Raw genomic sequence first — 14,585 nt, 5'->3', positions numbered from 1 at the left:
CTCTCGGGCCGGGGTCAGGCCGGGGGCCGCTCGCCCGATCCGCGTACGACGAGGCGGGTGGGCAGCTCCAGCCGCTGCGGCGGGCCGCTCTCGCCGGACAGGCGGCGGAAGAGCAGCTCCGCCGCGGCCCGGCCCATGCCGGCCGGGTCCTGCGCGATCACGGTGATGCCGAGCAGGTCGGCCGGCTCGAAGTCGTCGAAGCCGATGATGGCGACCGGCCCGGACGACGGCGCCTGGCGGACGGGCGCGGGCCCCGCGGTCCCGGCGAGGGCGCGCAGGGTGGCGACCGTGATCTGGCCGTTGCCGGTGAACAGCGCGGTCGGAGGGTCGGCGAGCCGGAGCAGGCGCCGCAGGTCGGCCAGCACCCGCGCCTGGTCGGGCCGGCCCATCGCGACCAGCCCCTCGTCGTACGGCAGGCCGGCCGTGGCGAGGGCCTCCCGGTAGCCGCGCAGTCGCTCTGCCGCCGTGAAGATCGACGGCGCGTCGGCGAGGAACGCGATGCGGCGGTGCCCGTGGGCGAGCAGATGCTCGGTGCCGGCGCGGGCGCCGCCCGCGTTGTCGCAGACGACCGTGTCCGCGTCCGGGCCCGCGCCGGGCGGCCGGTCGGCGAACACCGCCGCGATGCCGGCCTCGACCTCGGGGGTGAGGTAGTCGTGGTCGGTGCCCGCGGGCACGATGATCAGCCCGTCCACCCGCCGGGCGCAGAAGGCGAGCACCAGCTCGCGCTCGCGTGCCGGGTCCTCACCGGACGAACCGGTGAAGACCAGACAGCCCTCGGCGAGCGCGATGTCCTCGACCGCCCTGCTCAGGCCGGAGTAGAACGGGTCGGCGACGTCCTCGATCACCAGGCCGATGCTCGCGGTGCGGCCGCGGCGCAGCGTCCTGGCGCCGTCGTTGCGCCGGTAGCCGAGGCTCTCGATGGCGGCGTGGACCCGCTCCGCGGTGGAGGCGTTCACGCCGGGCTCGTTGTTGACGACCCTCGACACGGTCTTGAGCGCCACCCCCGCGGCGGCGGCGACGTCGTTCATGGTCGGGCGACCGCGTCTCGTCTCTGGCACATCCCGGATCATCCCGCATTTCAGAGGTGATGACAACGTTGTCAAACGCGCCGTGACAGTGGAGGGCGCTCAGTCCGAGATCCGGATGACGGACTTCCCGAAGTGGCCGCTCTCCCGCAGGTCGTGCAGGGCCTCGACGGCCTCGCCGAGCGGTCGTACGTCGTGAACCACCGGCCGCAGGTCGTGGCGCCGTACGAAGGCCATGGCCTGGGCGAACTCCTCGGAGCTGCCCACCGAGGTGCCGATGACGCTGATCTGCCGGAAGAACAGCTCCCGCAATGACACAGACACGTCGGGACCGGTCGTCGCGCCGAGGGTCACCAGCCGCCCGCCGGAGCGCAGGGCCGCCAGATGCGAGGAGAAGTACGCCGCCCCCACGGAGTCGATCACCAGATCGACGGGGGTGTCCGGCGCGGCGTAGCCGCCGTCGCCCCCGACGATCACCTCGTGGACGCCCAGGGCTCGCGCCGCCTCGGCCTTCGCGGCGCTCCGGGTGACGGCGGTCACCCGGGCTCCCGCCGCGAGGGCCATCCGCACGCACATCGTGCCCACCCCGCTGGACACGGCCGGAATGAGCACGTGCTGTCCGGAACGCAGCGCGCCCCGGGTGAAGAGGGCGCGGAACGACGTGACCGCCACGAGCGGCATGGCCGCCGCCTCCGCCCAGTCCAGCCCCTCGGGCCGGGCATGGACGTTCGCCGCCGGAACCGCGACGTACTCGGCGAGGGTCCCGTCCGGAGGGCCGCCGAGCAGGCCCGGAACGACGGGCACATCGTCGGCGGTCGGCCAGCCGAGGGTGGGATCGATGACGACCTCGTCGCCCACCGCGACTCCGCCGGCGCCGGGACCCAGCGCGACCACCTCGCCGGCGCCGTCCGAGCCCATCACCAGCGGGGGCTCGGTGCCGTCGCGCCCCAACGCCACGAACAGGTCGTGCCGGTTCAGGGCCGCGTAGCGGAGCCGTACCAGCACCTGGCCGGGACCGGGCTCCGGCCGGGGGAGCGCCGCCAGCCGGAACCCGGCGACGCCGGGCGCTCCCGCGTGGACCACGGCGCGCATCGTCGGTCGATCCATCAGGTCCGCGCGGAGGGGACCGCCTGCTTCAGCTGGCGGGGGAATCCGCGCTCCCTCCCTTCGGGTTTTGTCGGTGGCTGCCGATAGCGTGGCGATCTCGTTACTGAGCGTGGGAGGTGGGGGTGCGCAGGTCGTACAGGTTCTTGCTGCGCCCTACCGGCAAGCAGGCCGCCACGCTCGCGCAGTGCCTGGAAGATCACCGGGTGTTGTACAACGCGGCGTTGGAGCACCGCCGTACCGCCTACCGCAAGGCGGGCGTGACCGTGCGCTACGGCGACCAGTCCGGCGAGCTGAAGCACATCCGCTCCGATGACCCCGCAGGTCAGGGCCGGTGGTCGTTCTCCTCCCAGCAGGCCACCCTGCGCCGCCTGGACAAGGCGTTCGCCGCGTTCTTCCGCCGTGTCAAAGTCGGGCAGAAGCCGGGCTTCCCGCGCTTCAAAGGACGCGGCTGGTTCGACACCGTCGAGTGGCCCAAGGACGGCGACGGCTGCCGGTGGGACTCCCAGCCCGAACACCCCACCGCCACGTTCGTCCGTTTGCAGGGCATCGGGCATGTGCGTGTGCACCAGCACCGCTCGATACGCGGCCGGGTGAAGACGATCAGTATCAAGCGGGAGGGCAACCGCTGGTATGTGGTTCTTTCCTGCGATGACGTGTCCGTGCACGCCCTGCCTGCGACCGGTGCGGTCGTCGGCCTGGACATGGGCGTGGCCTCGCTCGTCACCACCAGCGACGGGGAACACCTGGCCAACCCGCGCCACCTGGCCGCGTCCGCCGGACGTCTCGCGGCGGCACAGCAGGCTCTCGCCCGCAAGAGGCGGGGCTCCAAGCGCCGCCGCAAGGCGGCCGCGCGTGTCGCTGCCCTGCACGCCAAGGTCCGCCGCCGGCGCCTGGACGGCGCGCACAAGGCCGCGCTCGCGTTGGTCCGCGACTACGACGTGATCGTGCATGAGGACCTGCGGATCGCGAACATGACCCGCTCGGCGTCCGGCACGATCGAAGCCCCTGGCCGGAACGTCGCACAGAAGTCCGGGTTGAACCGGAGCATCGTGGACGCGGGTTGGGGGGTGTTCCTGACGGTCCTCGCGCACAAGGCTGAAAGCGCCGGTCGAGAGCTGATCGCAGTGAACCCCGCCAATACCTCTCGTACGTGCGCCCGCTGCGGGCACTGCGCGAAGGAGAACCGCGTCACCCAGGCCGAGTTCATCTGTATGGCGTGCGGGCATACCGCGCACGCCGACGTGAACGCGGCGCTCAACATCCTCAGGGCAGGGCTTGCCCTTCGTGAGGCTGCGGAAGCGGCTTAGCGAGAAGCCGCTCCCTTCAGGGAGCGGAGGAGTCACGGACTTCTTCCTCAGGCTTCCGCGATCTCGTGCACCGACAGGTTCGCCGGGTCGTTTCCTCGCCGGCCGATGAGGCCGGTCACGCCGTCGCGCAGCGACGTGCGCAGCGTCTCGGGCGTCATCGTCGCGGCGATCAGGCTGAGCGTCGCGCCGCCCATGAGGTACCACCCGGGGGCGTAGGTGGACGCGGTGACCTCGACGAGCGTGCCGGCGATGTACGGCCCGGCACCGCCGAAGAGGATCACGCCGAGGTTGTATCCGATGCTCACCCCGCTGGTGCGGCGGCTGGTCGGGAACAGCTCGCAGAACAGGGCCGGTTGCGGGGCCAGCATCATGACGTCGCCGATGAGCGTGAGGATCAGCCCGGCCACGACCAGGTACCAGCGGCCCGTGTGCATCAGGGAGAGCGTCAGCAGGGACGAGACCGCCACCCAGATCGCGCCGGCGATCAGGAACGGCCGGCGGCCGAAGCGGTCGCTGAGCATCGACGCGGGGACGACCGCGACGGCCATGAAGGCGAAGCCCGCGACGCCGGCGAGGCGGGCCTGCTGCGGGTCCATCCCCAGGTCGGTCATCAGGAACGTCGGGCCGTAGACGAGCAGGACGTAGGTGCACATGGTCGGCGCGGCGGTGAGCCCGGCGATCAGCAGGATCGAGCGCCAGTCGCGGCTGAGCGTCGCGCGCAGCGGCCGCCTCTCGGCCTCGCCGGGATCGACCTTCTCGAACTCCGGGCTCTCCCCGAGGCGCAGCCGCAGGTAGAGGCCGACCAGTCCCAGCGGGAGGCTGACCAGGAATGGCACCCGCCACCCCCACGACGCGGCGGCCTCGGCGCCCATCGACAGCGAGACGGCGACGGCCGACAGGGCGGCCGTCAGCATGCCGAGGGCGATCGTGCTCGTCTGCCAGCTCCCCGCGAAGGCCCGGCGTCCGGGCGGCGCGTGCTCGACGACGTACGACGCGGAGCTGGCCCACTCGCCGCCGGCCGAGATCCCCTGGACGCAGCGGAGCGCGAAGATCAGGATCGGCGCGGCGATGCCGATCGCGTCGTAACCCGGCACGAAGGCCATGGCCGCGGAGGCGACCGAGATGAGGATGACGATCAGCGACAGGCTGGCCCGCCGGCCGATCCTGTCGCCCATGTAACCGAAGACCAGCCCGCCGAGGGGCCGGACGACGAAGCTCATGCCGAAGACGGCGAACGTCAGCAGCAGCGAGGCGCGCGCGTCGCCGGAGGGGAAGAAGGTGTCCGCTATGGCTTTGGCGAAGAAGCCGTAGAGGGCGAAGTCGTACCACTCGATGAAGTTGCCGATGGCGGCGGCGGCGACGGCCTTCCGGAACGGCCTGGGGGCGGCGTCCGGCGGCTGGGGGTGTCCGCTCATGTCATGTCCTTCCTGACCGGGGCATTGCCGGGGGCTTGTCGAGGGGCCCTACCACGAGGGCCGCCCGAGGACGGGGAACCGGTCGCAGTGTTCGAGGTAGGTGCCGTAGCGGATGGCGAGGTGGACCGAGCCCCAGGAGAGCCTCGGCGTCGAGACGGGCCGTAGCAGGTGCACGGGATCGGAATCCCGGGGGTGGAAGGTGAGTTCCGCCTCCCCGCGACTCGCCGGGGAGAGGGGCGTGACCTCGAACGGGATGCGTACCAGCCGGCTGATGTCGTAGCCGGGGCCGTCCGCGCGGGGGACGAGCTTGAGGGTGAAGTGCGGCGAGATCCAGGACGGCACGGCCGACCCGGGCTCCGGATCTCCGACCCGTCCGGCCACGTCGAGCAGCGGCGCGCCGTCGGCCATGACGACGCCCGCCGTCACCGCGTCGCCGTCGCGCTCGACGAGGACCTGTCGCACCTGCTTCTTCGGCAGCCCGAACGCCTCCCGCCCGAAGATCCCGTAGTTCAGGCCCGGGATGAACGTCTCGACCGCGTACGCGCCGAGCTCGCCGTGGTGCTCGCAGGTCACGCACACCCCGGCCTGGGTGTACGACGGGCGCCGCTCGCTCGTGCCGTCGGCGCGCGAGAAGGTGGGGTCCTTGAACCGGGCGAACCACAACATCACCGCCGGGCTCGCCGGTGCCCGCAGCGGCGGGGGCAGGACGCCGCCGACGATCTCGGGCGAGGTCGCGTACTCCACTGTCAGCCAGTCGAGGGTCACCTGCTCCTCGCCCGCTCCGTAGAGCGGCGCGAAGGCGGGCATCCCCCAGGTGACGTCGGGCCCGGTCATCGGAGCGCTCCGGCGTCGCCGGCCTTCTCCCCGCGGACGAGGCGGCGCAGGCCGTCCGCGATCTTCTCCCGGGTGGGGAGGATGCCCGGCACCAGAGAGAGGGCCGAGGGGATGCGGGCCGGGGCGGCGCCGATGCGCAGCGGCGGGGCGAGCAGGTCGGCCCCGGACTCCGCGACGAGGCCGACCACCTCGGCCCCGAAACCGCCGAAGGTGTGCGCCTCGTGGACGACCGCCAGCCGCCGCGTCCTGCCCACGGCGTCCCGGACGGCGGCCAGGTCGAGGGGGTTCAGCCAGCGCAGGTCGAGAACCTCGGCCTCGATGCCTTCGGCGGCCAACTCCTCGGCCGCCTCAAGCACGAGGTTCTGCACGGCTCCCCAGGTCACCACCGTCACGTCGGAGCCGCCGCGCCGGACCCGCGCGCCGCCGATCGGCTCGACCTCGCCGCCGAGACGGACATCGGACTTGGCGCCGTGGTAGAGCGTCCGGTTCTCGATGACGATGACCGGGTCGTCGCACCAGACGGCGCTCAGCAGCATGTCGTACGCGTCCTGGGCGGTGCTCGGCATGCCGACCCGCAGGCCGGGGACGTGGGCGAAGAAGGCTTCGAGGTTCTGGGAGTGCTGCGCGCACGCCCCCGGGCCGTTTCCCGCCTGGGTGCGGACGGTGATGGGCGCGGTGACGGCGCCGCGCGAGACGTACCGCACGTTGGGGGCCTGGTTGACGAGCTGGTCCAGCGCCACGAGCGAGAAGTCGATCCACATGATCTCGGCGATCGGGCGGCGCCCGAACATGGCCGCGCCGATGGCCCCGCCGAGGATCGCCGACTCCGAGATGGGGGTGTCGAAGACGCGGTCGCCGAACTCGCGGTGCAGGCCCTTCGTGACGCCGAACACACCGCCGGGCTTGGCCACGTCCTCTCCGAAGAGCAGGGTCTCCGGGCGCTCGTACAGGGCGCGGCGCAGGGCGTGGTTGACGGCCTCGGCGTAGCTCAGCCGCTTCGTCTCAGTGGAAAGGGTGATTTCAGGCATAGAGGTGCTCCAGTGCGGTCGCCGGGTCGGCCGGCGGTGAGTCGAGGGCGAGGCGGGACGCGGCCTGGACCCGGTCGGCGACGCGCGCCCGGATCGCGTCGAGCTCGTCGGCCGCGACCCCTTCGGCGGTCAGGCGCTCGGCGAGCCGCCCGATGGGCTCGGCGGCGACGGCCCGGTCCAGCTCCCCGGCGGGCCGGTAGTGCTGCGCGTCGCCGATGTAGTGGCCGACGATGCGCTGCGTCATGCACTCCAGCAGCGCCGGACCGCCGCCGCCGCGGGCGCGCTCAACGCACGTCTCCATCGCCCGCGCCACCGCGTCGGGGTCGTTGCCGTCCACCCGCCCGCCGGGCATCCCGTACGCCGAGGCGCGGCGGAACAGCTCGGGGTTGCGGGTCATGTCGGCGATCGGGGTGAGCTCGGAGTAGGCGTTGTTCTCGACGACGAAGACGACCGGGAGGCCGCGGACGGCGGCGAAGTTCATCGCCTCGTGGACCGCGCCCTGGTTGAGCGCTCCGTCGCCGAAGGCGGCGACGGCGACGCGGCCGCTGCCGTCGAAGGAGGCCGCGAGGGCCGCTCCGGCGGCGATCGGGGCGCCTGCCCCGACGATCGAGTTCTCTCCGTACATGCCGTACTCGGGCGCGGTGAAGTAGGCGGATCCGCCTCTGCCGCCGTTGATGCCGGCGACGCGGCCGAGGATCTCGGCGAACAGGGCCTCGGGCGGCACGCCGCAGGCGAGCGCCCAGCCGTGGCCGCGGTACGTCGGGAAGACCGCGTCCCGGCTCAGGTCGAGGGCGGCGACGGCTCCCACGTACACGGCCTCCTGGCCGCTGCACAGGTGGATCGAGCCGACCATGTCGCCGGCCGTGCGCAGCCGGGCGATCTCGTCCTCGACGCCGCGGATGAGCAGCATCCTTTCGAAGTGGCCGAGCAGTGTCGGGGTGTCGGAGCGCATGCGAAGGAGACCTCCTGGCGTTCGGTGGTTCCAGAGGGATGGAAAAGATCGGGACGGGGGCGCCCCGCCGGAGGTCAGGCCGCGGTGGCCCGCCGGGCGTAGTCCGCCAGCGCCACGGCGAGCACCGCGGCGCATTCGACGACGTCGGCCTCGATGACGTGCTCGTCGTCGGCGTGGGCCAGCGCCGTACGGCCGGGGCCGTAGATCACGGTGGGGACGCCGCGCCCGCCGTAGTACGCGGCGTCGGAGCCGGCCGTGAAGGCGAGCGGCTCGCGGGCGGCCGCGCCGATTTCCTCCTGGCCCGCCGCGAGCGACGCGACCAGGGGGTGCTCGCGCGGCGTCTCCCAGCCGAGGAGTTCGTGCCCCCACTCGACCTCGACGGGATGCTCGGCGAGCCACGGGTCCCCGGCGGAGACGCGGGCGACGGCGGCCTCGAACTCGTCCCGCACCCGCTGCGCGGACTCTCCGGGGGCGAGCCCGATCCGTCCGGCCATCGTGGCCAGGTCCGGTACGGCGGCCCGCCACGCGCCCGCGGAGACGGTGCCGATCGCGAACGGGATGGCGGAGGGCAGATGGGCGAACAGCGGATGCCGGTAGGCGGCCGTCCGCTTCTCGGCCAGCTCGATCCACGCCTGGCGCACGCGCATCAGGCGCTCGAAGGCGTCCTCTCCGGCCCACGGCGCGGAGGTGTGGGCGGTCCGGCCGTGCACCGTGACCGAGAAGAAGAGCAGTCCGGAGGAGATCGGCACGATCCGGCTCTCCGTGGGTTCGAGGACGACCACCGCGTCGGGGACGGGGCCCTCGCGCAGCGCCACCCGCGTCCCGATGCCGGTGGTCTCCTCGCCGACGACCAGGTGCCAGACCAGGTCGAGCGGCGGCCGGATCCCGGCCCGGTCGAGCGCCGCGACGGCCAGCAGCCCGGCCGCGATGCCGCCCTTCATGTCGCAGGCGCCCCGGCCGTGGACCTTGCCGTCCATGCGCCGGCCGGCGAACGGGGGATGGGTCCAGGCGTCCGCGTTCGCGACCGGAACCACGTCCATGTGGCCGTTGAGCGCCACGCGCGGGCCGGAGGCCCCGGGCCGGGAGGCGATGACGTTGAAGCGCTCGCCCGGCCGGGCGTCGGCGTCCCGCACCTCGTCGTCGATCATGGACTGGCGTCGGACGTCCCAGCCGCGGTCGCGCAGATACTCCTCGTAGAGGGACGCCACCCGGTCCTCGTGGCCGCCCGAGGTGTCGCGGCGCAGGGATTCGGCCAGCAGTTCCAGGTGCTCGTCGGCGAGATCCTCGACCGCCTGGCGCACCGAGTCGGCGAGCCGCGACGAGAGCGTGGCCGGTCCGTGAGTGTCGTTCACGGGTACCTCCTAGGTCTTAGCCGAGGAGTATGGGCGGCCATGCCCCATTTGCCGCGCCGTCACTGGCGGGTTTTCGACTATTTGAAATCTGGAGCCGAGTCGGGGGGAAGGGTGAGCCGTCCCTCCCGCAGCAGGGTGCCCGCCGTCTGGGCGGCCAGGATGACCTCGCGGATGAACGTCTGCTCGTTCCGGGCGAACCGCTCCGCGGGGACGGAGATCGTGAATGCGCCCGCGGGCAGCCCGTCCCTGTCGGCGAACGCCGCCGCGACGCACTTGATCCCCCGGGCGAACTCTTCATCGTCCAGGGCGTAGCCCGATCGGCGTACGCGCCCGAGCTCGACGTGGAACGCCTCCGGATCGGTGATGGTGTTCGGGGTGAGCGGCTCGAACGGGAGCCGGTCCACGATCTCGGCGCAGCGCTCCTTGGGCAGGTGTGCCAGCACCGCCTTGGCCGAGGCCCGCGCGTGCAGGGACTGCCGGAACCCGACCTCCAGCCTGCCGACCGTGATGGCCTGGGGGCCGGCCAGATAGTGCAGGAGGGTCAGCTCCCCCCTCCGCCAGCCCGAGACGTAGGCGGTTTCCCTGGTCCGGCTGTGCAGCCTCTTCAGGATGATCGACAGTTCCGGCTCCGGGCCTGAGCGCCGCTGCACGTGCCAGCTCAGCACGGCCGCCCGCGTCCCGACGTCGTACCGGCCGCCGGGGCGGCGAACGAGGTACTCCTCGGCGATCAACGTCCGGAGCAGGTGGTAGGTCGTGCCCAGGCTCAGGCCGACGCGCTCGCTGATGTCGCGGGCGTTCAGCTCTCCGCCCTGTTCGGAGACCAGCGCGAAGACGGCCAGTCCCCTCGTCAGTGTGGACAGGGTGCTGGGGGACTTCTCGCCGAGCTGATCGGACGAACGGGACATCACGGACTTTGATTATCTGAAATCCCGCCCGACGGCAAGGATGCCGGGCGACGCGGCCACCTACGCTCCACCGGACAGCACCTTTCCTTCCGTTCCTCCCGATTTCCTCCCGTTCCCGCAGAAGGAGGCTGCCCGATGGGCACACGACCACTCCTCGAACGCCACCGCGCGGTGATGCCGTCCTGGATGAACCTCTACTACGAGGACCCCATCGAGCTCGTACGCGGAGAGGGGCGCCACGTCTTCGACAGCGAGGGGCGGCGCTACCTCGACTTCTTCGGCGGCCTGCTCGCCACGATGGTGGGGCACGACATCCCCGAGATCACGGAGGCGATCCGGGAGCAGGCCGGCCGCATCCTGCACACCTCGACGCTCTACCTCGTGCGGCGGCAGGTGGAACTCGCGGAGCGGATCGCGGCGGCGAGCGGCATCCCGGACGCGAAGGTCTTCTTCGTCAACTCCGGCACGGAGGCGGTCGAGACCGCCCTGCTGCTCGCCACGCAGTACCGCCGCTCGAACCAGGTCCTCGCCCTGCGCGGCAGCTACCACGGCCGTTCCTTCGGCACCGTCGCCGCGACCGGAATCAGGGGCTGGTCGGCCACCTCGCTGAGCCCGCTGAACGTCACGTACGTGCACAGCGGCTACCGGCTGCGCAGCCCGTTCCGCGGCCTGGACGACGCCGCGTACGTCGCCGCGTGCAAGGAGGAGCTGCGCACGATCATCGAGACCGCCACGGCCGGCGACGTGGCCTGTCTCATCGCCGAGCCCGTGCAGGGCGCCGGTGGTTTCGCCACGCCGCCGCCGAGCTTCTTCGCCGAGATGAAGTCGGTGCTCGACGAGTACGGGATCCTGTTCGTGTCGGACGAGGTCCAGACCGGCTTCGGACGGACGGGCGCGGCCTACTTCGGCATCCAGGCGTTCGGCGTGCGGCCGGACGCGATGGCCTTCGCCAAGGGCATCGCCAACGGCGTGGCGATGGGCGGCGTGGTCGCCAGGGGCGACCTCATGGACTGCCTGGGCGCCAACTCCATCTCCACGGCCGGGGGCAATCCTCTGGCCTGCGCGGCCGCCGTGGCCACGCTCGACGTCATCAGGGACCGCGACCTCCAGGCGAACGCCGACCACGTCGGCGCCCGGCTGCGGGCCGGCCTGGACCGCATCGCGGCGGACCACGCCTGCGTCGCCGAGGTCCGCGGCATGGGATTGATGATCGGGGTCGAGATCGTCACACCCGGCACGACTCGGCCGGACACGGCTCTCGTGACGCGCATCCTTGAGGAGTGCCGTTCCCGCGGCCTGCTCATCGGCCGCGGCGGGCTGCTCGGCAACGTCCTGCGGGTCACGCCGCCGATGACGGTGACCGAGGAGGAGGCCGACGAGGCGTTGCGTATCTTGACCGACGTCATGGACAAGGTCGCCGCCGGGGCGGCGGCATGAGCGGAAGCGAGCGAGTCGTGGAGGAAGCCGTGGGAAAGCCGGTGCTGGTCGAGCGGCGCAGTACGGACAGGGTCGCCCCGCCCCTCGGCGCGTACAGCCACGCGGCGCGCGTTTCGGCGGACGGCGCCGTCCTGCACATCGCCGGGCAGGTCGGCAACGCCCCCGACGGAACGGTCGCGCCCGACGCGTACGGGCAGACGGTCCAGGCGCTGCGCAACATCGCCGCCGTCATCGAGGACGCCGGAGGGACCCCGGCGGAGGGGTTGGCCTCGCTGTTCACGATGGTCGCGAGCCGGGAGGCGCTTCCCGGCGTGCGCCGCGGCATCGGCGAGGTCTTCGCCGAGTGGTTCCCGGCGGGGGACTATCCGATCAACTCCCTGTGCGTGGTGGCCGGGCTGGCCCGCGAGGACCTGCTGGTCGAGATCGCCTCGGTGGCGGTGGTGCCGGGATGACGCCGGAGGACTTCCGCGCGCTCTTCCCCGCTCTGCGTCAGGTCATCTGGGCCGACACCCCCGGCGCCGCGCTCGGCTGCCTCCCGGTGGTACGCAGCCTGTCGGCGGCGCTGGACTCCTGGCTGGACGGCTCGTTCGACTGGACCGCCTGGGACGCGGCGGCCGGGCTGGCCCGCGAGCGGTTCGCCGACTGGCTGGGGATCGACCCCGGCGGCGTGGCCACCCTGGGATCCGCGTCGGAGGCCGTCGCCACGGTGGCGGCCTCGCTGCCGCGGGGCCGGGTGGTGGTGTCCGCCGAGGACTTCCGCAGCACCCGTTATCCCTGGGCCCCGTTCCACGACGTGGTCGAGGTGGCGCACGGGTCCGACGGCCTGCGGGTGGACGATCTGCTCGCCGCGATCACTCCGGGCACGACCGCCGTCTCGGTCAGCCATGTGACCAGCCACGAGGGGCTGCGGCTGCCGTTGCCGGCCCTGCGTGACCGTTGCGACGAGGTCGGCGCCCTGCTGCTGGTCAACGCCACCCAGAGTCTCGGCGTCCTCGACCTGGAACCGGCCCGAAGCCGGCCGGACTTCCTCGTCGCGCACGCCTACAAGTGGATGCTCGCGCCGCGCGGCTCGGCGTTCCTCGCGGTCCGGCCCGATCGCCTCGACCTGGTCCGGCCGCTGGTGGAGAGCTGGCGCACCACCGGCGCGCCGCTGGGGTATTTCGGCGGCGACCTCGTGCCCGCCGCCGACGCGAGCCGGCTGGACACCTCGCCGGCCTGGCTGACCTGGATGGGCACCCTGGCCGCCCTCGACGTGCTGGCCCGGCTCGACCCCGCGACGGTCGATCGGCACGCCACGGGGCTCGCGGCGCGACTGCGCGAGCGGGTGGGCACGGCCGGTTACCGGCCCTTCGCCGCCGACGGGCCCTCGCACATCGCCGTGCTGCGTCCCCCCGCGGGGGTCGATCCGCGGGCGCTGTTGGAGCGGCTCCGGAGCCGGGGCGTACGGGCCACCGCGGGGGCCGACCGGATCCGCTTCGGCTTCCACTACTACAACACCGCCGATGAGGTCGACGCGATCTCTTGCTTCTTGATCGAGGAGGCCGGGATAGTTCCTGTGTCGGGCGATCGGCCGGTGTATGGGTAGACCCACCGGGCAAGAGGTGAAATGTCATGACAACAGGCACCGTGCGGGACGCGACCTTCGACGTGCTCCGCCGTACAGGCATGACGACGATCTTCAGTAACCCCGGGTCCACCGAGGTCCCGCTGCTGGCCGGGTTGCCGGAGGACCTGGAGTTCGTGCTCGCCCTGCACGAGGGGTCCGTCGTCGGCATGGCGACCGGCTGGGCGCTGGCGCGGGAGCGTCCGGCGCTCGCGCTGCTGCACACCACCGCCGGGCTGGGCAACGCGGTCGGTGCGATCGCGACCGCCCGGGTGAACCGCGCGCCGGTCGTGGTCGTGGTGGGCCAGCAGGACCGCAGGCACCTCGCCCTCGAACCCTTTCTGACCGGGCGGCTGCACGGCCTGGCGGGGGACTACCCGGTCTGGGTGGACCAGCCGGCCCGTGCCCAGGACGTGCCGGGCGCGATCGCCCGGGCGGCGCACGAGGCGGTCACCGGGCGCGGCCCCGCGCTGGTCGTCGTGCCGATGGACGACTGGACGGCCGACTGGGACGGCACGGTCGTGGCGGCGCCCCAGGTCGTGGCGCGGCCGACGGCGGTGGACGACGCCGACCTCGCGCCGCTCGTCGCCCTGATCGAGGCCGCCGAGTCGCCGGTCATCGTCTCGGGCGCGGGCGCGGACTCGCCGCGAACCTGGGAGGGGTTGGTCGCGCTCGCCGAGCGGCTCGGCTGTCCGGTGTGGCAGGAGTCGTTCGGAGCCAGGGCGGGCTTCCCTCAGGACCACCCGCTGTTCGCCGGGATCCTGCCCGCCGGACGGGCCGGGCTGCGCGCCGCGCTCCGGCGGCACGACGCCGTCCTCGCGGTCGGAGCTCCCGTCTTCCGCCAGTACCCGTACGAGCCGGGGCCGCTGGTCGAGCCCGGCACCCGCGTCGCGATCGTCAGCGACGACCCGGCCGAGGTCCACCGCAGCCCCGCCGAGCTGGCCTTCCTGGCCGACCCCGGCGTGGTCGCGGCCCGGCTCGCCGCGCTGCTGCCGGCCCGGCCCCACCCGCCGGAGGGCGTCGTACGGGCGGTCGCGGCGCCGTCCCGGCCGACGGCGGGGGAGCCGCTCCGGGCGGCCCACGTCATGCACGAGCTGGCCCTGCGGCTCCCGCCGGAGGCGGTCGTGGTGGAGGAGACCCCGTCGTCCCGGCCGGACCTGCACCGGCTGATGCCCGCGCGGCGGCCACTCGGGTTCCTCTCGGCGGCCATGGGCGGGCTCGGGTTCGCCCTTCCGGCGGCGGTGGGGCTGCGCATGGCCGCGCCGTACCGGCCGGTCGTGGCGGTGATGGGGGACGGCTCGGCGATCTACGGGATCCAGGCGCTGTGGAGCGCCGCGCACTACGGCGTCGGCGCACTCTTCGTCGTGCTGGCGAACGGCCGGTACGCGGTGATGGACCGGCTGGCGGAGAAGAACGGTGCGGGGAAGGCACCCTGGCCGGCGTTCACCGAAGTCAGCCTGTCGGCGACGGCCCGCTCGTTCGGCTGCCCGGCGACCCGGGTGGACACCTACGACGACCTGGTGGCGGCCCTCGACGAGATCGTCCCCGACCTCGGTTCCCGTACGGAACCGCTGCTCCTAGAGATAACGGTCATCCCTGATACCGAATTCCATCCTTAGG

13 protein-coding genes are annotated in these 14,585 nt (G+C 72.8%); 5 read left to right on the top strand and 8 right to left on the bottom strand.

Features of this window, described 5'->3' with window-relative positions:
* Positions 1-14: 14 nt before the first annotated feature.
* Together AWQ68_RS28880 and AWQ68_RS28875 are read right to left on the bottom strand one after the other, a co-directional pair.
* Positions 15-1,058, bottom strand: a complete 1,044-nt coding sequence (locus AWQ68_RS28880; protein ID WP_373281551.1) for a LacI family DNA-binding transcriptional regulator — start codon at positions 1,056-1,058, stop codon at positions 15-17.
* A 69-nt stretch (positions 1,059-1,127) separates the two neighbouring features.
* Positions 1,128-2,117, bottom strand: coding sequence for a zinc-binding dehydrogenase (locus AWQ68_RS28875; protein WP_066946037.1), 990 nt, complete (start codon positions 2,115-2,117; stop codon positions 1,128-1,130).
* 137 nt (positions 2,118-2,254) lie between these two features.
* Between AWQ68_RS28875 and AWQ68_RS28870 the strand changes: the two genes are divergently transcribed.
* On the top strand, positions 2,255-3,439 hold the full coding sequence (locus AWQ68_RS28870; RefSeq protein WP_245656174.1) for an RNA-guided endonuclease InsQ/TnpB family protein: 1,185 nt from the start codon (positions 2,255-2,257) through the stop codon (positions 3,437-3,439).
* A 47-nt stretch (positions 3,440-3,486) separates the two neighbouring features.
* On the opposite strand, the gene AWQ68_RS28865 is transcribed toward AWQ68_RS28870, so the two are convergent.
* From AWQ68_RS28865 to AWQ68_RS28840, 6 genes are all read right to left on the bottom strand, one after another.
* The gene (locus tag AWQ68_RS28865; protein WP_066946031.1) at positions 3,487-4,854 is read right to left on the bottom strand and encodes an MFS transporter; all 1,368 of its coding nucleotides are present in this window, start codon (positions 4,852-4,854) and stop codon (positions 3,487-3,489) included.
* Positions 4,855-4,902: 48 nt separating this feature from the next.
* A complete protein-coding gene (locus tag AWQ68_RS28860; protein ID WP_066946028.1) occupies positions 4,903-5,688 on the bottom strand; it encodes an acetoacetate decarboxylase family protein in 786 nt (261 codons plus the stop codon).
* A complete protein-coding gene (locus tag AWQ68_RS28855; RefSeq protein WP_066946026.1) occupies positions 5,685-6,716 on the bottom strand; it encodes an alpha-ketoacid dehydrogenase subunit beta in 1,032 nt (343 codons plus the stop codon). Before AWQ68_RS28855 ends, AWQ68_RS28860 begins: the two co-directional genes overlap by 4 nt.
* Positions 6,709-7,668, bottom strand: a complete 960-nt coding sequence (locus tag AWQ68_RS28850) for a thiamine pyrophosphate-dependent dehydrogenase E1 component subunit alpha (protein ID WP_066946023.1) — start codon at positions 7,666-7,668, stop codon at positions 6,709-6,711. Before AWQ68_RS28850 ends, AWQ68_RS28855 begins: the two co-directional genes overlap by 8 nt.
* 74 nt (positions 7,669-7,742) lie before the next feature.
* Complete coding sequence (locus AWQ68_RS28845; protein ID WP_066946020.1) at positions 7,743-9,020, bottom strand: M20 family metallopeptidase; 1,278 nt, start codon at positions 9,018-9,020, stop codon at positions 7,743-7,745.
* Positions 9,021-9,097: 77 nt separating this feature from the next.
* Positions 9,098-9,925 (bottom strand): IclR family transcriptional regulator, encoded by an 828-nt coding sequence (locus tag AWQ68_RS28840; protein ID WP_066946017.1) that lies wholly within the window; start codon positions 9,923-9,925, stop codon positions 9,098-9,100.
* A gap of 135 nt (positions 9,926-10,060) precedes the next feature.
* Here AWQ68_RS28840 and AWQ68_RS28835 point away from each other — a divergent pair, with 135 nt between their 5' ends.
* Genes AWQ68_RS28835 through AWQ68_RS28820 form a run of 4 tightly spaced genes read left to right on the top strand, consistent with a single transcriptional unit; the run spans position 10,061 to position 14,584 of the window.
* Positions 10,061-11,362: an aspartate aminotransferase family protein gene (locus AWQ68_RS28835; protein ID WP_066946014.1), complete on the top strand. Its 1,302-nt coding sequence runs from the start codon at positions 10,061-10,063 to the stop codon at positions 11,360-11,362.
* Positions 11,359-11,814 carry a RidA family protein gene (locus AWQ68_RS28830; RefSeq protein WP_084464504.1) on the top strand — a complete coding sequence of 152 codons (456 nt, stop codon included), beginning with the start codon at positions 11,359-11,361 and terminating at the stop codon, positions 11,812-11,814. Before AWQ68_RS28835 ends, AWQ68_RS28830 begins: the two co-directional genes overlap by 4 nt.
* Positions 11,811-12,947 (top strand): aminotransferase class V-fold PLP-dependent enzyme, encoded by a 1,137-nt coding sequence (locus tag AWQ68_RS28825; protein WP_066946011.1) that lies wholly within the window; start codon positions 11,811-11,813, stop codon positions 12,945-12,947. Before AWQ68_RS28830 ends, AWQ68_RS28825 begins: the two co-directional genes overlap by 4 nt.
* Before the next feature lie 26 nt (positions 12,948-12,973).
* Positions 12,974-14,584, top strand: a complete 1,611-nt coding sequence (locus tag AWQ68_RS28820; RefSeq protein ID WP_066946008.1) for a thiamine pyrophosphate-dependent enzyme — start codon at positions 12,974-12,976, stop codon at positions 14,582-14,584.
* Position 14,585 lies beyond the last annotated feature (1 nt).

It is taken from the genome of Microtetraspora fusca (assembly GCF_001570365.1).
Taxonomy (GTDB): domain Bacteria; phylum Actinomycetota; class Actinomycetes; order Streptosporangiales; family Streptosporangiaceae; genus Microtetraspora; species Microtetraspora fusca.
This window is presented reverse-complemented; position numbering and strand designations above follow the sequence as displayed.

Excerpts from the sequence above, each read along its gene's own strand:
- AWQ68_RS28875 (WP_066946037.1), bottom strand. The coding sequence starts at position 2,117 with ATGCGCGCCGTGGTCCACGCGGGAGCGCCCGGCGTCGCCGGGTTCCGG.
- AWQ68_RS28865 (WP_066946031.1), bottom strand. The coding sequence starts at position 4,854 with ATGAGCGGACACCCCCAGCCGCCGGACGCCGCCCCCAGGCCGTTCCGG.
- AWQ68_RS28860 (WP_066946028.1), bottom strand. The coding sequence starts at position 5,688 with ATGACCGGGCCCGACGTCACCTGGGGGATGCCCGCCTTCGCGCCGCTC.
- AWQ68_RS28855 (WP_066946026.1), bottom strand. The coding sequence starts at position 6,716 with ATGCCTGAAATCACCCTTTCCACTGAGACGAAGCGGCTGAGCTACGCC.
- AWQ68_RS28850 (WP_066946023.1), bottom strand. The coding sequence starts at position 7,668 with ATGCGCTCCGACACCCCGACACTGCTCGGCCACTTCGAAAGGATGCTG.
- AWQ68_RS28840 (WP_066946017.1), bottom strand. The coding sequence starts at position 9,925 with ATGTCCCGTTCGTCCGATCAGCTCGGCGAGAAGTCCCCCAGCACCCTG.
- AWQ68_RS28835 (WP_066946014.1), top strand. The coding sequence starts at position 10,061 with ATGGGCACACGACCACTCCTCGAACGCCACCGCGCGGTGATGCCGTCC.
- AWQ68_RS28830 (WP_084464504.1), top strand. The coding sequence starts at position 11,359 with ATGAGCGGAAGCGAGCGAGTCGTGGAGGAAGCCGTGGGAAAGCCGGTG.
- AWQ68_RS28825 (WP_066946011.1), top strand. The coding sequence starts at position 11,811 with ATGACGCCGGAGGACTTCCGCGCGCTCTTCCCCGCTCTGCGTCAGGTC.
- AWQ68_RS28820 (WP_066946008.1), top strand. The coding sequence starts at position 12,974 with ATGACAACAGGCACCGTGCGGGACGCGACCTTCGACGTGCTCCGCCGT.